This window comes from Proteus vulgaris (assembly GCF_033708015.1).
In the GTDB taxonomy this organism is placed as follows: domain Bacteria; phylum Pseudomonadota; class Gammaproteobacteria; order Enterobacterales; family Enterobacteriaceae; genus Proteus.
Genome location: NZ_CP137920.1, coordinates 2,570,716 through 2,594,145, shown reverse-complemented (window position 1 = coordinate 2,594,145; position 23,430 = coordinate 2,570,716). Strand labels below are relative to the sequence as shown.

The following is a 23,430-nucleotide window of genomic DNA, read 5'->3' as shown; positions in this document are numbered from 1 at the left end:
TCATAGTTAATATAGATTATATATCCAGAGTACAGAAAAGAGAGCTTAGTTCAAGAAGGTGAATTTTTTGTTACGAAAAATGCGGGGTAAACGAGATGATAAATAAGGGCAATGAAGTGAATAAAAGCCAGAAATAGTCTTTTGTGCGATGAGGGTGCTATTTCTGGCTTTATACTGTATTTTATTTTAAATCAAATAATTACAGTAAACAAGTTGATGATAATTTTACAACAACTTGGTGCAGGCTAGTAATAAAAGAAGTCATTGATTTCATATTCAGTATCCTATTAATAAAATGTGATGCTTGTCACAAATATTTTCTAGAATTGATTTTAATCACATTTCCATAACAGTCAATAGCTTTATGCAAAAATATTTTAATTTTTAAATTATTTTTTATGATTGTGGCGTTTTTTGTTTATTGGATCGTAAGAATAAGGTTCAGTGTTCTCTTTATCTTTTTGTTTAATAACGTTTTTTTTGTTTTTTTCTGTTAACAAATCTTAGGTTTCTTTTTTCTATTGTGATTTTCACTCAAATTTTTTGCTTTAAGGTAAAAATGGAATTATCAAAAGAAAGGAAATTACTCAATGAAGATAGAAACAAAAGAAGAACGTTTGCAAAAAATTATGCAAGGGGAGAAAGACGCTTTAGCACTTGAGCCGCCTTCTTATAGTGTACAGTCGCAAGCTGTGATTGATGCCGATGTGAAAATTGAGTTTAATCAGCTTAAATCATCCCCTGAAGAGCCTGATAACGAAGTCAAAATGAATCGAGTTATCGAGTATGAAGTGATTATAACAGGGATAGAGCTGCGGCTGGCTGAATGGCGTACAAGCCCGAAAGGTATTTTGATATTACCTAATAATAAAGATGTTTACATCTCAATTGTTGACGACAATAAAACGAAAATCTCTTTAACGGGTAATCGTAATGGTGTGGCATCATTGCAGTTGATATTAAAAGATGAAGATGATGAAAGTATTGTGTATTACGCAACGCCAATACAAATACGTGTAACCCCTTCCAAGCCAAATCTTAATAATGATTGTGCGGCCTCTAATTGTGAGACCTTTTATGATTTACTGACAATACGCTCGGAATCTATGCAATGGCCAAGTAAATGGGATAATGTCTCTAAAAGTTTTGTTGTGCATTTACAAGATAAAGAAGGTGAGGATGTTTCAAATAAAGAGGTAAATCTTGTTTATGACGTTGAAAACAGCACATTAATGAGTGAACCCGAGATTTATAATTCTGATGGTGAAATGTCGAATGCTAGCAAGACAAATAAATACGGTATCGCGAATTTTAAAGTCAAATTTAAAAAGAGTGAGCCTAAACAAATAGCCATTTTTTATGCAGAGGTTAAAAGTAGTGAAGATCCGTTAGAATCGCTGAAATCAAGAGATTACTATGTTGAAATGACAACGGAGAAATTACCCTCTCCGAAAGTCCCTGCAACATTAAATGGTATTTTAAGCTATCACGCTGAAAATTATTGCGTTAATGCGAACCTAATTTTAGGTCGTGATATTAGTGAAAGCACACAAGTTGGTTTCTATTTTAATGATCAGCTTAAGATGTTGCCATGTACTGACAAGTCCGCTGTTTCGGTAAGATTGGAAAATCAATTATTAACTAATGGTATTCATTACATCTCATTTTTTACTGTTGATATCTTCGATAATGTTTGTTTTTCTCGACGTGAACGAATTATTATTGATAACTCTCTAACAGGAGAATGCAGTAAACAAATTAAAAATATTGCACCTAAACCTTGTATTAGCGTCACCATTCCGCAAATTTGCGATCGTTACTTTAATTCCATCAATATTAGGTTAGTTCCTTCTTTGTGCTTACAAATTAAAAATCGTGTATCTCAGATGAATATCCAAAAAATGGTGATCATCTTTAATGGTTATTCTAAAGTCAATGGGAGTGAAAGGACGTTAGTATATCGCTCTACACTTGAAATTTATTCTGATGATCCTCGTTTAGGGAATTTCTTACATAATACAACACCTAATAACGAGCCTATTAACATGGTTGAAATTATTGAGCCTGCATTAGAGAGTATTTTAGCCGATGCATTGCCAAATATTGAAGTAGGGCAACTTGGTATTCAGGTGATGATCTTTGAAAAGACAGGAAATTGTTATCTTTGTGGAGAAAATATGTACACAGTATCTCTGCGTTTACCTTGTGCTTAATACAAATTTATTCTGTTTTCTATTTAAGAGCCACTTTATGTGGCTCTTAGTCTATATAAAATAAATAAGATAATGTTCACTAAACATTCAATTAGTGAGTCATTCGTTTTAACGCAGTGGTTATTGATAAAATGGTGATAGAGCTAAAAATAAGTTGTATACCAATTAATGTCATGACGAGTGCTGCTGATGTTTCAGGACCAAAAGCAAGTAAGAAATAGGCAATGACTAAATCTAAGAATCCAACCAGTATATTAAACCAGCCATAAAAATTATCTTTGATCTGTTTAAAGCCTATACTTATCCGCAGTACACCTGCAAAAATAAATAAAAAACCGATAAAAAAGGCGAGGCTTAGCATACCTTTTAGTGGATCAGTGACAAAAATATAACCAAGAAGAAGATAAATAAAACCGGCTAATAGCGTAATCAACATTGACCACCCAGAAGAGACTTGAGAATTAAAACCTCCAATAATGCTGGATATCGCACAGGCAAAAAATACCACACCAAGTAATACGCTGATAATAACGCCAGAAGAGAGTGGGTTAATAATACAGATAATACCTGCGATAAAACCCAATATAGCGATAACAGTCATTAAAGTGCATTGTTTCTTTACTCGTTGTTCTGTCAGCTGAGATAAATTATTTTTGTTAATATCTAACATAACTACCTCTTATCCTTATATTTTGTACATAAGTTAAATTATAGCAATATTTATCGATATAGCATGACTTCGCGACATAAAATTTTAATAAAAAAGAGGACGCGAAGAAGCTAAATCACCTTTGAAATATAAAGTTGAAGGAGTAAGGTAGTGAGCTAAGATTAATGTTAATAAAAATGATAACGGAGGTAAAATGTCTGATATCGTGTTTTTAAATAATCAGTTTATACCTAAAGATCAGGCTAAAGTATCTGTTTTTGACCGTGGCTTTTTATTTGCAGATGCGGTTTATGAAGTGACTGCGGTCATCGATAGCCAACTTATCGATTTTGACGGTCATTTCCAACGTTTACAACGATCATGCAAAGAATTGGGCTTATCAATTCCTATTACCAAAGAACAATTAATTAATATTCATCATCAACTTATCGAAAAAAACAATCTTCATGAAGGCCTTATTTATTTGCAAATAACTCGAGGTACAGACTCTTCTCGTTTTTTTGATTTTCCACCTTCATCTGTCTCTTCCACCATAGTGGCTTTTGTTCAACATTCAACTGTGGTCAATCATCCTAATGCTAAAAAAGGGATCTCAGTAATGAGTGTTGAAGACATTCGTTGGCAACGTTGTGATATTAAAACAGTCGCATTATTAGCGGCGTGTTTAGCAAAACATCATGCACATCAACAAGGTGCTGATGATGCTATTTTAATTAAAGATGGTTATATAACAGAAGGTAGTTCAAGTAACTTCTTTATTGTTAACCATGATAATGAAATCATTACACGACCGTTGAGTCAGGATATTTTACCTGGTATTACACGCCAAGCTATTATTCAATTAGCACAAGAAGAAGGACTTAAAATAACCGAGCGCCGATTTACACTTGATGAGGCCAAAAAAGCAAAAGAAGCGTTTATTAGTTCAGCGACCACCTTAATTTGGCCAATTATTTCAATCGATAATGAAGAGATAAATCAGGGGACTGTTGGGCATTTATCTCAACGATTACGACAGATTTACCTTGATAAAGCACTTAAAAAATAATTGACTAGACAGATATTCTCTATCAAATTTATCGCACTACTTTCAAATTTTTATTGCAATATCGCAGTGCGATAAATTTATCATTTTATTACGTTAATTATGATGCTCAATAATCATAACGGCCGTCGTATCTGGCTCTAAAGCGCGTAATACATGGGTGACATCACCGGGATAACAAATATAATCACCGGGTTGTAATTCTTGCTGATTATCTAACGTTCCCACTATTGCACTACCACTGATAATAATAATATGTTCAGTGACATTCTGACTGTGAGGATCAGAAATCCTATCCTTTCCTGGCTGTGCAATTACAGTGTATATATCGCGTTTGGCACCCATAGGACAGGAAGAAAGTAGAAAAGCATGATAATACGCTTTTTCTGCGCTAATTTTAAAACCATCACCTTTACGGATCACCTTAATCTCTGGTTTTGGTGCCGAAATCAGTTGAGAAAAAGGGATATTTAACGCAACACAAATCGCCCAAAGTGTTTCAATACTCGGATTTCCTTGTCCTGCTTCTAATTGAGACAATGTTGATTTTGCAACACCCGCTCGTCTTGCTATTTCAGCAAGTGAAAGGCCCGCTTTTTTTCTTTCTCTAGCCAGTGCTTGAGAAATAATTTCAATAGGTGCACAAGGCGATGACATTATAGCTTCCTTTAAAAATCATCTTGCAAAAAACCAAATCGTTCAACATAATGAACGAATGGTTCGATAAAAAATACTACATTCTATGCAAACTAACAGTCGTCTTGATAATAACGTACTTAGAGATATTGTGCTTGTTTCATTAGCAGATGGTATCGTCGGTATCTCTTATGGTGCGCTAGCATATACACAAGGCTTTGATTTTTGGGTACCGTTGGTGTTATCCATTTTTGTTTTAGCGGGCGCTTCTGAATTTCTTTTTATTGGTATTATCGCAATGGGAGGAAGTGCAATATATGCAGCTCTTGCTGGATTAATGGTCAATGCACGACATATTCCTTTTAGTCTGGCAGTAAAGGATTTACCAGGGAAAGGGCTTAAATCATTATTAGGTTTTCATATATTAAATGATGAAAGTGTTGTATTTGGTTTATCTCAACGTACCGCAGAACAAAATAAATTAGCGTTTTGGGCTTGTGGGTTAGGAATTTTATTTGTTTGGCCTTTAGGTACCATGTTTGGTGTTTACTTAGGATCATTTATTGTCGATATAAAGATGTTAGGACTAGATGCGATGTTTCCCGCTATCATTCTCGCATTAAGTTTACCCGCATTAAAAAATAAACTTACTCGTCATGCCGCAATAATCGGGAGCATTATTGCGCTCTCAACCACATTATTTCTCCCAGCAGGGATCCCCGTTTTATTATCGCTATTAGGCGTATTGTTTGTGATAAGGAAAATATAATGTCCGCAGCTTCTATTATTACAGGAATTATGATCCTTGCTGTTGGTACATACGCTATGCGCCTTTCTGGAATATTACTCAATAATAAAGCAGGTGTATCTGAGAGAGTTAAAGAAATCCTCTCATTATCGGCGATTGTTATTCTATTTTCAGTGGCGATGACATCGACATTTTTTGATGGTGACCAACTTGCCGATATTTCAAAAATCATTGGTGTGGGTGTCGCGGGCGTACTTACTTGGCAGAAAAAACCTTTTATTATGATTGTAATTAGCGCAGCAATAGTAACAGCGAGCCTACGCTGGTTAATTAATCTTTTGGGGTAATATCCTTTAAAGACTCATCAAGACAAAATAAAAAGGAGGTGTAGTGCCTCCTTTATTCTGAAATAGCGGTTATCTATCTATTAATCGTTATCTGGTGATTTAGCCTCTAAAGGTAAGACAATAATAAAACCAATCCCTTTATTATTTAGCCCTTCAGTGACAATGAGTGATGCTTGAATTTTATTAGCGAGATTTTGTGCAATAGATAGACCTAATCCGCTACCCGTTTCGTTAGAGCCTGGTACGCGATAAAAACGCGAAAATAGAGCATTGATATGTTCTTTTGCAACGCCAGGACCATTATCACGCACGATAACATGGATCCCTTCTGCGTATCGATTTTCAATAGTTACTTCAACTTGGCTACCGTTAGGACAATATTTAATGGCATTATCAAGTAGATTATTAAATATAGAGAGTAAAGCCTGTTTGTCGGTTTTCAGCGTTAAAGCGTACCCTTCATTAAGTGATAACTCAATATTCTTAGTAATCGCATAAGGAACGCGTTGTGCTATTGCATTTCCAATGACGTTATAGATATCGAGAGATTCTATTTTTAATGGGAAATCGTCACATTCTAATCGTGCTAAATCAATTAATTGATGAGATAGAGCGGCAGCTCTATCAAGAGATTGTTTCATATCATTAACAATTTCTTCGCGTTCTTGCTGATCATCGACTAAAGAGAGTAGGTGTAATTGAGCGATAACAGCCGCTATTGGTGTTCTTAATTCATGAGCAGCATCAGCCATAAATTGTTTTTCTCGAATATTAGCAGCGTCAATTCTGGCCATTAATTGGTTTAGTTCTTTAAAGATAGGGCGAATTTCTTTAAATTGCTGACCTACATTAATTGGCGTTAAATTGCGTGGCTTACGATTAGAGATAAGCTCTGCAGCTTGTCTTAAAGGGCGTAAACTAAAATAAGCGGTAATTAAGATCGCAAAAATTACAGTCGCGAGAATAAATAGGAAAGGCACAAAGGTACCTTCAATAGGGTTACCAATAACATGGCCTCTGTCTTCAACCGATTCACCAATAAAGACTTTTATTTTATGTTTTTCTCCCCAACTAAAAGAGAGGATCCATTTTTCACCTGCGACAGATATTTTTTCTGATGCTAATGAAAGTACTTTTGTAGGGATAGGTAACTCAGGGCGATTAGTATAAATGAGAGTATTATTTACATCTAACACAATAAGCCACGGTAGATATTGTAGTTCGTCATCTTCACCATTGAGCATGGCGTCGATATACATACCTTGTAAATTATGAGCGATTTCTTTGAGAACTTCAGGCTGGTCGGCGACAATCTCTAAGGTATTAGCAAAACCCTCAGCAATAATTTCTTGCTGTTTATTATAAACTTTTTCGAACTCAGCAAGATAATCAAATTGTATCCAAGCTAACCAAACGCCCCAAAGCATAACGATGGAGATAATCTGAAGGACTATGGTGTAAATAAAGAAGGAGCGGATCTGCATTTAATTAGTTTCTTTTTTTAATAAATAACCTACGCCACGAACCGTGATAATGCGTTCTTTGCCTATTTTTCTCCGTAAATTATGCATATGTACTTCAAGGGAGTTACTTTCAATTTTATCGTCTAAACCAAATAAACGTTGCTCCAAATCTGATTTACGTACCACATTGTCAGTATTGCGCATTAATTCATATAAAAGCTGATATTCTTTGCCTGATAATAAAAGCAATTCATCATTTAAAGTGACTTGATGGTTTGCTGGATTAAGTTGTAAGTTGCCAATAGACCATATTTGTGAAGAAAAACCCGCCATTCTGCGACTAACCGCCTTTACGCGAGAAATAAGTTCAGGCATAGCAAAAGGCTTTGGTAAAAAATCATCTGCGCCTGAATCTAATGTTTGTACTAAATTATCAATTTGAGTGCGGGCAGTTAAAATAATAATGGGGATTTTCTCGCCACTTTTTCTTAGCGCAATCAGTTCATCTTGCCCATCACCATCAGGTAGACCTAAATCTAATAGCATTAAATCAAAAGAGCGTTGTTTTAATTGAACACGAGCATCTGCAAGCAATCTAACCCAACATGGTTGAAAACCTGCAATTTCAAGTCCGCGACAAAGTGCTTTACCGAGTTGTAAATCGTCTTCAACTAATAAAATATTCATAATAACACCTACCTAAAATCGTCTTAAGAAAGTATAAGAGCCAAATAAAAATTGAGCAATATAATAAAATCTAAAGCAAGGTTTGATTAATGAACTCTTAATGTAAGATAAATTTTTATTTAATATGTTTTAATAAAAATAAATAACTGAAACTTTTAGGAATAGATTGAGACAAGAATGCTGCTTATTTCATTTTTATCTCACTAAGGCATTTAATGTTAATTAAAAAGTATTCTTTTAGATAAAACTAGTGTCATTAATCTAATATGGCTAATAAATATTTAGCTCTGTTGTGCTAAGATAACTTAAATAGTTTATTTAAAATACTTTAGATTTAAAATAGAATTCTATTAAAAATCAACACTTAATAAATAAGGTTTCATATTTAAAATAATATAAATATAAAACATTGATTTTATTGAATAATATAGCCATTAAATTGATATCTTATCCTTTTATTGAAAATAGATAATTGTTTTAGTATATCCCTGTTGTGCAACATTTTTATTAGATTTAAATTATTTACACTATTCATCTATACTCTTACAGCAAAAATTAGCTACTTGAAAGGAATTGGATTTTCAATAAAAGGAACTTACATGAAATTAGATGGTATTATTTAATATAAATTAAATCGTTCTGTGTCAGAAATGCTCCCAACCCTCTGGGAGCATTTCACATGATATTATTACTTACAAAGTGAGTTATCCCACAGCATTACGTTAAAGGGTAAATTTAATGGTATCACTAATTCATTCACCGTAGTTTGAAGCGCTGCTTTTGCTTGAGTTAGCCTTTGTTTATCTATCTCAGGAATAAAACCATCTTTTGCTGGTAAATCATCTAAAGCGTATTCTTCCACTAAAACGCCATTAGCCCAACGTTGAAAGAGCCAATAACTTTCTGGCATCAATGTATATTTTGTACCGTCAATGATTGTTTTTTTATCTTCTTGATAACGAACAGAAATAAGTTGATTTGCAACATTATCCCATATCCAACCTTTGTATGTCCCATCCTCTAGCCGATTTATTGACCAATGCATATCATCAGGTTGATAAAAATACAACTCAGTTAGTGCAACATAAGATGTGGTTTTTATTGATAATGTGGCTTGAATAAGACCGCTTGTAAAATAAGAAATATAAAGCGTTTTATTATCAATATTCAATTCAATATTACAAGTGTCCCAATGTGTTATTGTTAAACCTTCTTTAGTGGGTTTTTCTGGAATGGAGATCACCGTATCTGTTGCATCATCTTCTGCTGGTGGGTAGTAATGACCAGTCATATATTCCCCGTTATTACCATAGAAGTACCATGTTGCCAAAGGTGAGCTTTTTAAATATTTATTAATGGCCAAAAAAGAGAATAGTGCAATAGTCAAAAAAAGAAATATAACTTGTATTTTTTTAGCCATTTTAATTAATTACCTGTTTTTGTTTGCTGATCAGGATCCTACAAATGTATAGAAATAAACGCGAGACATTTAATTAAGAAACGTAATATACTTTCCAATAATTAAGATAATAAGTACACTTTAATAACCTTAAGATAAATATTTAGATAAGGATGTTCTTCATGATTAAAAATAAAGTATTAGCCGAGTATTCTTTTTTAAAAGAAATGGACAATGATAATTATTATCCAACACACCTTGTAAAAAAAGGGCAAGATTTATTAAAATCGCTTTGTGTCAAAATAGAAGCAACTTCACCTAAAAATTTGGCAGAACTTTATATTTTAACACAAGAAACAACGGATCAATTTAATGAACTAGCTGAAGAATTTTATGAGGAAGATAGCGAAATTGAAACAGTAGCAAGAGAGTGTATCGCTGAAGATTTTGGTGTTATCGCTGATGAATATGGCTTTGAAGATGCTGATGTAGAAGAATTAATTGCAACACGAGATTGGTAAAAAAAGATGAGAAAGCCATAATGTGTTTTCTCATTTTCACTAATCTGAATTTTATCAACTATCACCTAAATGATAATGAGAATAATTTAGTTGACAAAGACATATTTATTAATAAACTGACTCTCAGTTTAGTCAAAAAGACTCGTAAGCGTTTACGTTAATCAACGCATATAACTTTTTAGCCTGTTGTATTGGCAGTTATGTGCTGTTATACAATCGCATTATTGGAGTCTTTATCTATGTCTTTTCAGGACAAAAATTACTTTTTAGGTATTCCTAAACTTCCTACTCGAGCAATGATTTTTCTTGTTCCTTTTTTCCTTTCTTTTATTATGTCAGGTATTGTTGCTTTTATTAGTACCATCAAATCGTTAGGAATGGGAATGCACGTTATCTCCCCATGGTTAACTTCTTGGGGGATCTCTTGGATGATTGCTTTTCCTACTGTTTTATTCGTCTTACCTATTGCAAGACGTTTTTCACTATTATTAGTGAAACCAGCCAAATCCAATGATTAATTAAAAAAGAGATCAGCAATTGATGCTGATCTTTTTGTTTTTCACAATGTGAAGTAAAGCATCGCCTAAATAAATAAGATCCGATAGCCTTAAACTTGTATATTTAAATGGTATATCGAAAAGCGAAGATGTTTTTCTTCGCATAAATTCTTATTGATAGCAGGAGGCTTTAAATGAGTTTGTTGTTCTCCCCTAAAAAATTAGGCCCCCATCAGTTAGATAACCGTATTATTGTTGCACCTATGTGCCAATACTCAGCACAAGATGGTTTCCCGACAGCATGGCATACTATGCATTATGGGCAGCTAGCACTATCGGGTGCTTCGTTAGTGATTGTTGAAGCAACAGCGGTTGAGCCTAGAGGTCGCATTAGTTATAAAGATTTAGGCATTTGGTCTGATCAACATAGCAGCGAATTAAAAAAACTTGTCGATAATGTTAAGCAATATTCAACGGCAAAAATAGGTATACAGATTGCACATGCAGGACGTAAAGCATCGACTGATTTGCCTTGGAATGGTGGTGCATCATTAGCACCAGACTCTCCTAATGGTTGGCAAAAAGTCGCACCTTCAGAAATTCCTTTTGGTCAGGCTCATCAGCCTCATGCTCTGTCTATTGATGAAATTGAAGAAATAAAACACGCTTTTGTTGATGCCGCGAGAAGAGCTGAGTCAGCAGGATTTGATGTTATTGAGATCCACGGTGCTCATGGGTATTTATTACATGAGTTTCTATCTCCATTATCCAATCACAGAATGGATCAATACGGTGGCGATTTCAATAATCGTAGTCGGTTGTTGGTGGATGTTTTTGTTGCTGTGAAAAATGCAGTTTCAGATAATATTTGTGTTGGTGTAAGAATTTCTGCAACAGATTGGGTTGAAGGTGGCTGGGACTTAGAAAGTGCGATTGCTTTAACACAACATCTTGAAGAATTAGGTTGCCATTATATTCATGTTTCTTCTGGTGGATTATCAGAAAAACAAGAAATTAAACTAGGACCTAATTATCAAGTACCATTTGCTCAAGCAATTTATAATGAAACACAACTACCTGTTATTACCGTTGGCCTAATTACTGAACCCGAACAAGCTGAAGCTATTTTACTTACTGAGCAGGCTGATTTTATCGCATTAGGTCGAGGTATTCTTTACGATCCTCGTTGGCCTTGGCATGCGGCAGAAAAACTTAAACAAACCATAAAAGTAGCACCTCAATATTTACGTTGTGCGCCTCATGGAAGTAAAGATTTTTTTAAATAGTGATACCAAGCCACGGAGAATAGTAGGGGATTATTAGAGGAACCGTGGCTTTTTCTTTAATAAGCTTTATTATGGAGCAGATAAACGGCAAGCATTAACGTATTGCGCTGTAAAAATGGGGGGTAAACAAGATGAAGAAGAACTTCCTATTGGTTCAACCAAGGATTGCTTAAGACGATGTGTTTTGAATGCGAACACATCATCAGAGAATTAAGCATTCTTTGATGACTCACTAATTTATTGCGAGTCATATTATGAAAAATAAACATTGGTCACGTGTAGAATATCTGCACGAAACAGTTAAAAATAAAAACATTATCATTAAAGGGCAACACAGTTATTACAGTGATTGCTGGGATGACGGATTTGAAACCTCTGTGGTTCGTTATCTTTATGGTGATGAAGTTAGCCTACAATGGGAACCATTGTGGGAAATTGACAAATTATATATTGGCGATTATGTCTGTATTGGTGCACAGGCGGTTATATTAATGGGTGGAAATCATACTCACCGCATGGATTGGTTCTCGCTTTATCCTTTTATGGATAAGATTGAGGAAGCCTATATTGGTAAGGGTGACACTCATATTCACGATGGTGCATGGATAGGAATGCGTGCAATGATAATGCCTGGTGTAACGATTGGAGAAGGGGCTATTGTTGCGGCAAATAGCGTTGTTGCCAAAAATGTTGAGCCTTATAGTATTGTGGGAGGAACGCCCGCGCGGCAGCTTAAATATCGTTTTGAGCCAAATATTATTGAGCAACTTTTATCTTTAAAGATTTACCAATGGTCAGAAAAAAAATTTGAATCACTTAGACCTCTTTTATGCCAATCATCAATTGATAAATTATTAATCGCGGAAGCGAATTTTATTGAGTAAAACAAAGCCCCTAAACATAAAGATGTTTAGGGGCTTTTACTTAGATGTTATTGTAGTATATTTTAGTTATGTCACTAAAATATAAAAAAGAATGTTATTTTTTATTTGATCTCCTTCTCAAATTCTAGAATATTTTAATTTTACAAGAATGTTTTTTATTTTAAATTATGAGGTCTGTTTTTGTTTTTTATTATTTTTATTTTTTCTTTAGTTATTGATTTAATATTAAAAATTAAAAAATCTTTTTTTATTTTTAATTGATATAATAATTATCAATTAATGTTATTATTTATATTTAATAGAATCATTAAGAAATATTAAGTGGTTTTATAAAATATATAAGGTGTAAAAAATAAAATACATATTACTCTATATATGGGTTTTTTAATTTAGGAGTAATGTAGATATGATTTGGAATATAAATTTCAAGATTAAATTATTAGTAATTATATTATTTTCACCCACTTTCTCTTATGCTAATAATACCACTTTATTAGGTGGGAATAGTAAAGCAGATGGTAATGAATCGACAGCGCTTGGATATAATACATGGGCACATTCGGACCAATCAACCGCGATTGGCGCTAATGCGGGAGCCGAAGGTGAAAATGCAACCGCAATCGGCCACAGAAGTACAGCAATAGGCGATAATGCATTGTCGTTGGGAAGTGGAGCAATGGCAATCGGTGACGGTTCACTTTCTATTGGTTCTCAAGCGTATAGTGAAAGTAAAGATGCAATAAGTATTGGTAAGGAAACTATAAATAATGCTGAAAATGGCGTTATTTTAGGGAGTGGCAGTCGCCTTTCCGATAATGCAGATAATTCAGTTATTATTGGCAGTAAATCTTCAGGATCAGCAAGTAATGCTATTATATTAGGTGATAATAGTAGCAATGATCGCAATAATACTTTATCAATCGGCAGTGACAAAAATCAGAGACAAATTATTAATGTAGCCGCAGGAACGGAAGATACAGATGCGGTAAATGTATCTCAATTAAGAAAAGAAAAAGATAATGTTCTTATTGAGACAGATAAACGTATTAATGAAAATAATACCTCTATTTACAATAAGATAGAGCAAGAAAAAAACAAGGTTATTGAAACAACAACTCAACAGATAAATGATAATAATAAAGTAATACAGAGAGATATCATAAAAGCAAATGAAACGGTTTTAAAAGAAAGTGAATTAAAGGCTAAAACATTTGCAGAGAATGCAGAAAAGAAATCAAATCAGTATACGGATAGTAAAATAAATGAACATCAAGCGAAGACAGTCAATCATATCAACGAAGTTAAAAATGAAATGTACATTTATAATGAAGGAAGGTTGTCAGATATAAAAAAAGACTCTGAAAACTATACAAATAATAAAATTATTGAGATTGAAAATAGTGGTAAAGAATATACGGATTTTAAAGTTAATGAGCATGATAAAAAAATAGTTGAGCATGTGAGTAACGTTAGAGATGAACTGACGGCTTCAACAGAAGGGAAAATTAAAACATCAGAAAAAAAAGCTAATAATTATACGGATATTGAGATCAATAAAATAACAACAGGTGTAGAAAGGATTATTAATAACAATAATGAAAAAATAATTAAAGAGCGTGAAAAATATGTTACTCAAAAAGGAAATGAATATATTAATATCACTAATAATATGATTAATGAAAGGGATGAATCGCTGAAGGAGTATATTGAAAATACAAAACATGATTCAATCTCTACCGCTAACGAATATACCAATAATAAAATTAAGAATATCTTTATTGATAACGATATTGCACTTAAAAATATGGATAATAAAATCAATAAAGTAGACAAAAGAGCAAGCGCGGGTATTGCCTCTGTTGCGGCAATGGCTAATATTCCTTATGTAACTAATCATACGTTTAGTTTAGGCGTCGGTGTTGGTAATTATCGAGATGCTAATGCATTTGCAACAGGTGCTCAGTATCAAATAACAGAAAGCGCCATTATTCGCGTTTCTGCTTCATGGAATACAGAAGATCGCGGTGTTGTTGGCGGAGGTGTCTCTTATGGCTGGTAAAGCACTTTTGTAGTGTGCCCAATAGAATAAAAAAATAGAGATAAGGCTGTTTCTTTTTTATCTATCTACTGGCTTTTATGTTTTGGATTTGAATAATAAAGGTAACAGCCTTTGTTTTCTATAATGAGTAACTTATGATCTATCTTCATTCTGGTGGTGGTATTTTTGAAAAACAAGCAAGAGTTAATCAGGTCGCTACGGAAAAAGCGCAAGAACTTGCTAAAAATAAGAGAAAAAAAGTTGCACAACTTAGAACATTTGCAGACTTCTCTGTTGATATTGAAGATGTTGGGGTGATCTTACTGATTGAACCCACTATTGAATTAGCGCTTGAAGTGGGACGACAGTATTCACAATCCATGGATATTGTGGTTGCTGAAAGTGCAACAGCAGGAAAGAAACTGACCATTTGTCAGATTGAATTTGCAGTAACAAAAATCTGTGTTCTCTGATATTTGGAGTTATTCAGTTATCCACATTAACTGTGGATAACTCTTGTCTTACATGTTAGTAATCTTATTATTAATTGATTTTATTATATATTTTATATTGATTGAAAAATATCCATTTAAATTAATGTCCTTAATACTTTGTTATTATTCAAAATGATAAAGAACATTATAAAATAATGTGGTTTTTAATTAATAGAGATAAAAAACATGATAAATCTCTTTATAAAACGCTATTTATCGAATAATGGGGTAGGTTTTCCGTCATGATCAACAGCAACAAAATTAAACTGACCATGGATCACCTCTTCACGACCTTCTGCGTACATATCTTCAAGAAAAATAGAAACATTCACCGTTAAACTTGTGCGTCCAACACGAATAACTTCACCCACGAGTTCAATAATCGTCCCTGATGGAATTGGGTGATTAAAATTTATTTTTTCAGTTGAAACCGTGACTAGGCGTTTACGGCTAAAGCGGGTGGCCGTAATAAATGACACTTCATCCATCCAAGCTAATGCGGTGCCACCAAAGAGTGTTGAGTGGTGATTAGTTGTGGTGGGAAATATGACCTTAGATACACGGGTAACTGAATTTTTAATTTTATTTTGTAGTTCAGGAGATAAGTCAGAGATAGACATAAAAATAAAGCCTTCTTCTTTGATACTGTAAGGGAAATTCCTCACAGTATAAAATAGAGTAAATTGAAAGCAAAGTAGATGAATGAGTGATTATGTCTTTTATAATTAAAAGGTTATTTCGCCAATTAAAAAGAGTGCAGCATCTCCTGTTAGTAAAACTCGATCACCTTTTAGCACACAGTCTATATTCCCACCGCGTTTTGAAACTTGTCTTGCTTGTAACCGTGTTTTATTGAGTTTATCCCCCCAAATCGGTGCTAATACACAATGCGATGTACCTGTAACAGGATCTTCATTTACCCCTTTTACAGGGGCAAAGAAGCGAGAAATAAAGTCAAAAGGAGCATGACCTTTGGCGGTGATAATCACACCCGGTAAAGGCAATTGTGTGATTTGAGCGAAATCAGGTTGGTAGTTAATGACTGTTTCTGGATCAGATAAAAAGCAAATATAGCGATCACGCGCTTGCCAAACTTGCTCTATTTGTAATGCTAATTTTTCTTCAAGTTCTGATTTTATATCGTTATTTAATGTCGCGGATATAGCCGGAAAATTAAGGGTAAAGAAAGGATCTTGGTAAGAAACAGTCAGCTCACCTGAAAGAGACTGAAATTTAAAGAGATCAGTAGGGGATTGTTTTATCGTTTTGAGTACAAAAGCAGTGGCTAATGTTGCATGCCCACAAAGAGGAACTTCAATTTTAGGTGTAAACCAACGAATATGATTACCCACTAAAAAAGCGGTTTCAGGTAAATTAATCTCATTAGCAAGTGTAATTAAGGTGTCATCAGGCAACCATTCTTCTAACAAAACGACAGCTGCTGGGTTTCCTGAAAAAGGTTGAGAGGAAAAAGCATTAACATAATAAATAGGAAGAACAGTCATCGCATTACCTTAGTAATCAACTATCAATAATAGAGGGTAATGAGATTAAGCGTTTTAAATATCAGGTGCAATACTTAAAAATAGCTTTCAACTTGTCGAATATAAAGCAAAAAGCCATGCCTAATGATTTAGACATGGCTTTAATAATTAACGCATTAAATTAAGCTTGAGCTTTCTCTTTACTATCTGCGCTTTGTAACAGCTTACGCACTGGAATAATTAGTGCAGCAAGAACAACTGCACAAATAACCAGAGCGATAGAAACATGAGAGAAGAAGTCAGGCATTACATCCAGTTTGTCTGGACGGATATTCCCACCCATTAAACCTGCTGCCAAATTACCTAATGCACTTGCACAGAACCATAATCCCATAACCTGACCACGCATTTTAGCTGGAGCTAAAATAGTCATTGTCGCAAGCCCAATTGGACTTAAGCATAATTCACCTAATGTCAGTAATAAAATACTGCCAATTAACCAAAGCGGTGAAACGCCTTGCCCTGTTGCAATGACACTTTCAGATGCAAACATCATGACGGTAAAGCCACCTGCTGCAAATAAAATACCAATGACAAACTTAGTCATGCTACTTAAGTTCATATTATTACGAGCCATCATTGGCCATAGCCAGCTAAATACAGGCGCAAGAATAATAATAAATAGGGCATTAACAGACTGGAACCAAACAGCAGGGATCTCAAAACCCATAAAGTTTAAGTCAGTATAGTCATTGGCAAATAAGTTAAATGATGTCGGTTTTTGTTCGAATGCAGACCAGAAAAGGGCGGCTGAAACCAATAAGAGGAAACAAACAAATAAACGAGAACGGTCACTGCTACTTAATCCAGCAAATAGGAATAAATAGATAAAATAGGCGATAACACTACCTGAAATCACATAGACCATAAAGTTAGCCACAACAACTGGGTTAAAAGGAATAACGCCAGAAATAATAAGGCCAACAATGGCTATAAGAACGACAGATAACGCTAAGATCCATTGACCGACATTACGACGAACAACCGTTGGGCGATCCCAACTTGAATCTAAACCGACTTCGCTATCAAAGCGACGCATGGTCGGTACTGCGTAAAAGCGGAAAATCAGTAGCGCAACAAGCATACCAATTCCACCGATACCAAAGCCCCAATGCCAGCCATAATCACGAACTAAGAAACCCGTGATGAGTGGTGCAATAAATGAGCCCATATTGATACCCATATAAAATAAGGAAAATCCGCCATCACGGCGAGTATCATCCCTTTTATATAAGGTTCCTACCATCACAGTGACGCAGGTTTTAAATAGTCCTGTACCTAATACAATGAGTAATAAACCGATAAAGAACAGATCTTGTGACCAAAACGCTGAAAGTGCGATGGATAGATGTCCTAATGCGATAAAGATAGAGCCGTACCATACCGCTAGGCGCTGACCTAACCAGTTATCAGCCAGCCAACCTCCTGGCAGCGATGTTAAATACACACCGCCTGCGAAAATACCCACAATGGCAGATGCCTGCTCTCTGGGGATTTCCATGCCACCCTCATAAACGGTTGCCGCCATAAATAGAATTAATAATGGGCGAATACCATAGAAAGAAAAGCGTTCCCACATTTCGGTAAAGAAAAGGGAGCTTAATGGATAGGGATGGCCAAAGAAAGTTCGGCTAGATTTTGAGTGAGTAGATTGCATCTTAAATTCCCAAAAAAAACCTCTACAGGTCGTTTGCAAGTAAAAAGAACAAAATATTAGCGAATGGTTAAACAAAATTATTTCATTCTGTTATCAATTACCACTGCATTTAATTAATATATTTTTAACATACTTTTGTCAGAATTTAGCGACTAAAAGTATATTTAATACTTTATAAACCATTTTTTGGTGCAAAAGTCGATAAAAATCTCATTTTGCAATAGTTAACCTTGCAATTTTTTGAAAAAAGAGGACAAGAAAATTTTAGAGACATTAACAAATAGGGGGTTAGAATATTATTAATAAACAATAATTTACAAAAAATAGAATAAAAAAAATAACAATTGAGCCTTTAAATGTAAAAGTGTAATTTTTTGAAGAAAAAAAACGATTAACTGATCTTATTTGTCGATTTTTTGACTACTTTTCTTGTGGTGTTCTAAAGCTTAGCCAAGAATAAATTAAATTAAAAAAGACGACGGCTGCGGTGAAATAAAAAACAGCTCTAAATCCATAGCTTGCAGCAACAAAAGCCCCCATTAACGGTCCTGTAACATTTCCAACATCTCTGAGTGCTTGGTTATAGCTGAAAATTCGACCCGCAATAGCAGGGGTAATGTTATAGAGAATAAGCGTTTGTACCGCAGGCAACATGGCGGCATTTACTGCACCAAGTAAAAAACGTAGTGTCCCAAGTTCCCAATAGTTACTGACCAGCGCCATTGGAATGAGCATAAAAATAGAGAGCCCGAGGGTAAACAGAAGGACTTTATCGGGGCCGATTCGGTCACCTAATTTGCCAAAACGAGGTGCGCTAATTAGTGCGGCAATACCGGGTACGGAGGCAACAACACCACTGATAAAGGCAAGATTGCTGACTGAACCTGTTAATTCACGAATATAAAGTGTCAAAATAGGTGTAACAGAGCCAGTTGCTACTTGAATGATCATCGTGGTGAAAAATAGGCATACAACGAGTCTTTTATTTTTAAGTGATGAAAAGACCTGTTTTGTGGTGAGCGCGTCTTTTTTAGAAACAGGTGTGAAGTTTTCACTTACAAAAAAGAGGGTGACTAAAAAGCAAATAAATAAAACAGCAGACGTAATAAAAAAGACAGGCCGTAAACCATAGAGATCGGCAAGCATACCACCAATTAAAGGACCTATTAATGCGCCACTTACAGCACCCGTTGAAAGTGTACCTAATGCCCAACCACTCTTTTTAACTGGAACCTGAGTGGCAATTAACGCATTTGCATTCGGAACAAAGCCACCTAATACACCAAGCAAGGCTCGCAGTACTAATAATTGCCATATATTTTGAGCAAACCCAATTAATACCATCACAATCGCCATACCCAGGGCAGAACGTAACAGCATTAATTTTCGTCCTTTTCTATCTGATAATTTTCCCCAAAAAGGCGCTGCAATGGCAGAAAAAAGGAAGGTAATACTAAATGCAACACCGGTCCAAAGATTAAGCTCTTCGTGATCGGTTATACCAAGCTCTTCTACATAGAGTGGAAGAAAAGGCATGATCAGGCTAAAACCAGCACCAGTTAGAAAACAACCAAACCAGACAATATAGAGATTACGTTTCCAAGAATTATTTCGGGGCTTGAGATCCATGTGACTCCTTTAGCCGAGAACGAGAGAACAAACCAAGAAAATAGACTGAAAATAACCGTAGCGATGTTGAATGTGGCAACAACAGGTCGGTTTTCTTATTTTAAGATGAATAAGAATATAGCCATGATACAGAATAAGTGCGATAGGTCTTGCTCTTATAATGTGTTTTGCAGGAGTTTACAGCTTGTGTCATTATTGATTTTATTATTTTTATTTCAGTGTATTGCAATATGCTAAAGTGGCTGTTTGGGAATAAAACAGCCACTTTGTGATTAGTGTACTTTTTTTATTTCGTTATATAAAGAAGCATCACCTTCTGGGCGAGTTTTAAAGCGACGATGCAACCACATATATTGATCTGGTGCGCGTAAAATCTCTTGTTCAACGACTTTATTCATCGCTTTAGCGGCATTTTCCTCATTATCGATAGGAAAGTCAGCAACAGGTGGTGAGATAATTAACTCATACCCCTTGGCTTCAGGTAAACGTTTTGGGGTAAATGGAATTAATGCAGGATGGCTGGTTTTTGCCAGAATATAAGTTCCTGTTGTTGTTGCCGCTTTATCAACCGCAAACAAAGGCACAAAAACACTTTTACGTGGGCCATAATCATGGTCAGGTGCATACCAAATAATTTCACCTGCTTTTAAACTACGGATCATGCCTTTGACATCTTTTCTGTCGAGCATAAATTTATTAGAACGTAATCGGCCCCATGTTTGTAGCCAGTCCATAACGGGGTTATCGTTAGGGCGGTAAACACCCACTCCTGGGGTATAAATACCAAAAATACGTGCACCCAGTTCAAGCGTGAGAAAATGGATCCCAATAAGTAAGATGCCTTTCCCAGTTTCATGCACTTTTGAAACATTTTCAATCCCGCTGACTTTAAACCAACGTTTGACACGCCAATCTGGCCAAAACCACGCCATACCAGTTTCGAATAATCCCATACCAACCGATTCAAAATTTTTATTAACTAGGGCTTCTCGCTCACTTTTGGGCATCTGTGGAAAGCAGAGCTCAATATTACGTTCTGCTATTTGAACCCGTTTTTTTAAAAAAAGTTTCGAAAAACGACCTAGGCGTGTGCCCAGCCAATAAATGACAGGATAAGGAAGGAGAACTAGGATATAGAGCAATCCGATCCCGAACCAAGTCAGCCAATATTTAGGCTGCAAAAATGATTTTTTAAATGGAGGTGACTTTATCATAAGCCTATCTATTTACTATTTTTCCAATGAATATCGTATATTGTGACACTTTTTAACGCAGATAAGAAATTTTGTCATAAATTAGGTGAAATTATTTCAATGCCTTGTAATGCAGTCACCAATTCGGCAATATTTTTAGCTGCCATTTTGTCCATTACTTTTGCTCGATGCACTTCGACGGTTCTTATTGAAACACAAGCAACTTCTGCAATTTCGCGGTTCATTAATCCTTGAATAACATAATAAGCAATGTCTTTTTCTCTTGGGGTTAATGAAGCATAACGGCGGCGAATATCATGTGCGGTAAAACGGGTATTGGTTTCAATAAATGCTGCATCTAAAGCAGATAACAACGCATTGCTATCAACGGGTTTTTGCAGAAAGTCGATAGCGCCTTTTTTGATCTCTTCAACGGCCATGGGGATATCGCCATGACCGGTTAAAAAAATCACAGAAAGAGTACTGTGCTTATCAATTAAATGCTGGTGAACTTGTCTACCATCGGGTTTTGGCATCCTCATATCTAATAATACAACCCCTCTCTGATAGAGATTGACGTTGTTGATAAAGAACTCGCTATCATTCCAGACATGGGCTGAATAACCTAGGCTTTCTAATAAAAACTGACAAGCATCAGTGACAGCAAGATCATCATCAACTAGATGAATTGTTGGCATTTTTTCTCCATTATTTATTTTTTTTAGGGAAAATAAGTGTGATTTTTATTCCAACTTTATGTTGTTCATTCTTCTGGTTCTCAATATGAATTTCAGCACCTTGAGAAAGCAATAAACGTTGGCAAATCACCAAACCTAATCCAAGTCCTTCCGTTTTTGTTGTTTGGAATGGGGAAAAAGGCTGTTCAAGTTGGCTGTGGCTCATTCCACCCGCATCATCTTCAATGACAATAAGCAACCTATCAGGTGCTTTATGGGTGCTGATTTTTAGTACGTTAGCGCCAGCTTGAAGACTGTTAGTGATTAAATTCGATAAAATTTGCTCTAATAATGTTTCGGGTAAACATAGAGTATCATGTTCATCAATATGGGTGATAAGTGAAACCTGTGGATATTTATCTTCTACGCGTAAAAGCGTCCAGATATGTTGGATACATTCCGCAATATTTTGATGGGAAAGCAAAATGGTATCAGTATTAGGTGTTTGTTTTCCAACCCATAAACGTAGATTTCGAATAATATCAGCACCGCGTTGTGCTTGCTTATCTATTTGTTGTAATGCAGGTAGTAATGGATGCAATTCATTCTCTTTTTTAAGGCGAATAACGCTCCCTTGTGCATAACTTTTAATTGCCGAAAGTGGCTGATTAAGTTCATGAGCAAAACCGGATGCCATTTCTCCTAATATATTTAAACGTTGCGCGTGTTCTAACTCTTCCTTTTGCTGTCTTAATCGATTGTGAGCATGTTCCAGTTGGCGACTACGACGCCTAACTAAATAGCTGATCCAGACTTGGTTTAGGATAAGAAAAAGGATAGCCGCCAATGAAAGACCAATAATAAATTGGTGCTGAATAGCCCAACTTTGCGCATCTTGCCAAAGCTGCCTTTGTCGAGGATGTTGGTTGACTTCTCTTAATAGGTTTTCAACTTGTGTATGCGAAGCTGGGGCTCCCCATTTCATCGGTTTACTGTCATCAGTGAGTAAAACGCGTGTGACTTTATCGACAAGTTCATCAGGAACGGTATCTAGCGCTGCAAATGACCAATTAGGATAGAGCGGCGTACTGGTTAAACAAGGCGTATTGGTTTGATAGGAAATCACGGGGCGGTAATCACTTTTACGAATAAGCCCTTCATGATCCATATTTTCCAGTAAACAGACGGGAATAATTGCCGCATTAATATCTTTATCTCGTAAGAGATAAAGTAAAGCGTCAGCGGGAAACCCAGTGAAACGCAATGTGAAATCTTTATCAGGATCAATACCTTCTTCCCGTAGCGCTTTGTAACCTAAAAGATAACCACCAAAAGCATCAGGTGCGATGGCACCAACACGTTTTCCAATTAATTCATGGGCAGAAGTAATTGAGCTATCGTGACGGACAAGAATTAGGCTGCCAATGACATTTCGTGTCGTGTTATCAGGCTCATAACCAGAGCGTAAGGAAAGCAACCAACGTAATGGATAGGCATTATCTAATTGAACAAATTGCGCAGGATTTGTGAGTAAGAAATCAACATTTTTCTTCGCCACCGCTAATTTCATCTCTTCTAGGTTTAACGGCATTAATACAAAGTTTTCTGAAGGAAATTGTTCATTTAATGTGTCAATAAGTGGATGCCAGTGTCTTAGTGTGGATGCATCACCTCGTAGTGCTAAAACACCGATGGTCCACTCTTTTGCGGTGGCTTGCAGAGGAAGTACAAAAAAGAGCAGTAATAACCCAATACTTACCGCGTTTCTTATCCCAATTATCTGTTTTATCGTCATAAATATC

Annotated in this window: 22 protein-coding genes; 10 read left to right on the top strand and 12 right to left on the bottom strand. The window is 35.4% G+C overall.

The features are described 5' to 3' along the window. The first annotated feature begins 590 nt into the window (after positions 1-590). Complete coding sequence (locus SB028_RS12340; RefSeq protein ID WP_318859448.1) at positions 591-2,213, top strand: hypothetical protein; 1,623 nt, start codon at positions 591-593, stop codon at positions 2,211-2,213. 91 nt (positions 2,214-2,304) lie between these two features. Here SB028_RS12340 and SB028_RS12335 read toward each other — a convergent pair whose 3' ends face one another. Continuing rightward, a complete protein-coding gene (locus SB028_RS12335) occupies positions 2,305-2,883 on the bottom strand; it encodes an HdeD family acid-resistance protein (RefSeq protein WP_069367422.1) in 579 nt (192 codons plus the stop codon). Positions 2,884-3,076: 193 nt separating this feature from the next. Here SB028_RS12335 and SB028_RS12330 point away from each other — a divergent pair, with 193 nt between their 5' ends. After that, positions 3,077-3,931 carry a D-amino-acid transaminase gene (locus SB028_RS12330; RefSeq protein WP_069367423.1) on the top strand — a complete coding sequence of 285 codons (855 nt, stop codon included), beginning with the start codon at positions 3,077-3,079 and terminating at the stop codon, positions 3,929-3,931. A gap of 93 nt (positions 3,932-4,024) precedes the next feature. Here the strand turns inward: SB028_RS12330 and SB028_RS12325 are convergent, their stop codons facing one another. Next, entirely contained in the window at positions 4,025-4,585 is a 561-nt protein-coding gene (locus tag SB028_RS12325) for a helix-turn-helix domain-containing protein (protein WP_069367424.1), read from the bottom strand. 85 nt (positions 4,586-4,670) lie between these two features. Between SB028_RS12325 and SB028_RS12320 the strand changes: the two genes are divergently transcribed. Both SB028_RS12320 and SB028_RS12315 read left to right on the top strand, forming a co-directional pair. After that, positions 4,671-5,333, top strand: a complete 663-nt coding sequence (locus SB028_RS12320) for an AzlC family ABC transporter permease (RefSeq protein WP_069367425.1) — start codon at positions 4,671-4,673, stop codon at positions 5,331-5,333. Continuing rightward, positions 5,333-5,659 carry an AzlD domain-containing protein gene (locus SB028_RS12315; protein WP_069367426.1) on the top strand — a complete coding sequence of 109 codons (327 nt, stop codon included), beginning with the start codon at positions 5,333-5,335 and terminating at the stop codon, positions 5,657-5,659. The genes SB028_RS12320 and SB028_RS12315 overlap by 1 nt, the downstream gene beginning before the upstream one ends. 80 nt (positions 5,660-5,739) lie before the next feature. Here SB028_RS12315 and SB028_RS12310 read toward each other — a convergent pair whose 3' ends face one another. From SB028_RS12310 to SB028_RS12300, 3 genes are all read right to left on the bottom strand, one after another. Further along, on the bottom strand, positions 5,740-7,143 hold the full coding sequence (locus tag SB028_RS12310; protein ID WP_069367427.1) for an ATP-binding protein: 1,404 nt from the start codon (positions 7,141-7,143) through the stop codon (positions 5,740-5,742). Continuing rightward, a complete protein-coding gene (locus SB028_RS12305; RefSeq protein WP_069367428.1) occupies positions 7,144-7,809 on the bottom strand; it encodes a response regulator transcription factor in 666 nt (221 codons plus the stop codon). 688 nt (positions 7,810-8,497) lie between these two features. Then, positions 8,498-9,100, bottom strand: coding sequence for a hypothetical protein (locus SB028_RS12300; RefSeq protein ID WP_139151971.1), 603 nt, complete (start codon positions 9,098-9,100; stop codon positions 8,498-8,500). Positions 9,101-9,390: 290 nt separating this feature from the next. Between SB028_RS12300 and SB028_RS12295 the strand changes: the two genes are divergently transcribed. The 6 genes from SB028_RS12295 (at position 9,391) to SB028_RS12270 (ending at position 14,907) form a co-directional block, all read left to right on the top strand. Beyond that, the gene (locus SB028_RS12295) at positions 9,391-9,729 is read left to right on the top strand and encodes a DUF5713 family protein (protein ID WP_069367430.1); all 339 of its coding nucleotides are present in this window, start codon (positions 9,391-9,393) and stop codon (positions 9,727-9,729) included. Between the two features lie 239 nt (positions 9,730-9,968). After that, entirely contained in the window at positions 9,969-10,247 is a 279-nt protein-coding gene (locus SB028_RS12290) for a DUF2798 domain-containing protein (RefSeq protein ID WP_069367431.1), read from the top strand. Positions 10,248-10,420: 173 nt separating this feature from the next. After that, a complete protein-coding gene (locus SB028_RS12285; RefSeq protein ID WP_069367432.1) occupies positions 10,421-11,512 on the top strand; it encodes an NADH:flavin oxidoreductase/NADH oxidase in 1,092 nt (363 codons plus the stop codon). Between the two features lie 254 nt (positions 11,513-11,766). Further along, positions 11,767-12,396: a CatB-related O-acetyltransferase gene (locus SB028_RS12280; RefSeq protein ID WP_069367433.1), complete on the top strand. Its 630-nt coding sequence runs from the start codon at positions 11,767-11,769 to the stop codon at positions 12,394-12,396. 406 nt (positions 12,397-12,802) lie between these two features. Next, on the top strand, positions 12,803-14,455 hold the full coding sequence (locus SB028_RS12275; RefSeq protein WP_069367434.1) for a YadA-like family protein: 1,653 nt from the start codon (positions 12,803-12,805) through the stop codon (positions 14,453-14,455). Between the two features lie 134 nt (positions 14,456-14,589). Further along, positions 14,590-14,907 (top strand): hypothetical protein, encoded by a 318-nt coding sequence (locus tag SB028_RS12270; protein ID WP_069367435.1) that lies wholly within the window; start codon positions 14,590-14,592, stop codon positions 14,905-14,907. Between the two features lie 230 nt (positions 14,908-15,137). Here SB028_RS12270 and SB028_RS12265 read toward each other — a convergent pair whose 3' ends face one another. The 7 genes from SB028_RS12265 to ttrS form a co-directional block, all read right to left on the bottom strand. Continuing rightward, positions 15,138-15,548 (bottom strand): acyl-CoA thioesterase, encoded by a 411-nt coding sequence (locus tag SB028_RS12265; RefSeq protein WP_069367436.1) that lies wholly within the window; start codon positions 15,546-15,548, stop codon positions 15,138-15,140. 105 nt (positions 15,549-15,653) lie between these two features. Then, positions 15,654-16,433: a PhzF family phenazine biosynthesis protein gene (locus tag SB028_RS12260; RefSeq protein ID WP_069367437.1), complete on the bottom strand. Its 780-nt coding sequence runs from the start codon at positions 16,431-16,433 to the stop codon at positions 15,654-15,656. 160 nt (positions 16,434-16,593) lie between these two features. Continuing rightward, positions 16,594-18,129: a peptide MFS transporter gene (locus tag SB028_RS12255; protein ID WP_069367438.1), complete on the bottom strand. Its 1,536-nt coding sequence runs from the start codon at positions 18,127-18,129 to the stop codon at positions 16,594-16,596. Positions 18,130-18,549: 420 nt separating this feature from the next. After that, positions 18,550-19,758: a multidrug efflux MFS transporter MdtG gene (gene mdtG, locus SB028_RS12250; protein WP_069367439.1), complete on the bottom strand. Its 1,209-nt coding sequence runs from the start codon at positions 19,756-19,758 to the stop codon at positions 18,550-18,552. A gap of 272 nt (positions 19,759-20,030) precedes the next feature. Continuing rightward, positions 20,031-20,972: a Kdo(2)-lipid IV(A) acyltransferase gene (locus tag SB028_RS12245; RefSeq protein ID WP_069367440.1), complete on the bottom strand. Its 942-nt coding sequence runs from the start codon at positions 20,970-20,972 to the stop codon at positions 20,031-20,033. Positions 20,973-21,046: 74 nt separating this feature from the next. Beyond that, positions 21,047-21,649 (bottom strand): tetrathionate respiration response regulator TtrR, encoded by a 603-nt coding sequence (ttrR, locus tag SB028_RS12240; protein ID WP_069367441.1) that lies wholly within the window; start codon positions 21,647-21,649, stop codon positions 21,047-21,049. Positions 21,650-21,659: 10 nt separating this feature from the next. Further along, positions 21,660-23,423 carry a tetrathionate respiration histidine kinase TtrS gene (ttrS, locus tag SB028_RS12235; RefSeq protein ID WP_069367442.1) on the bottom strand — a complete coding sequence of 588 codons (1,764 nt, stop codon included), beginning with the start codon at positions 23,421-23,423 and terminating at the stop codon, positions 21,660-21,662. Positions 23,424-23,430: the final 7 nt, after the last annotated feature.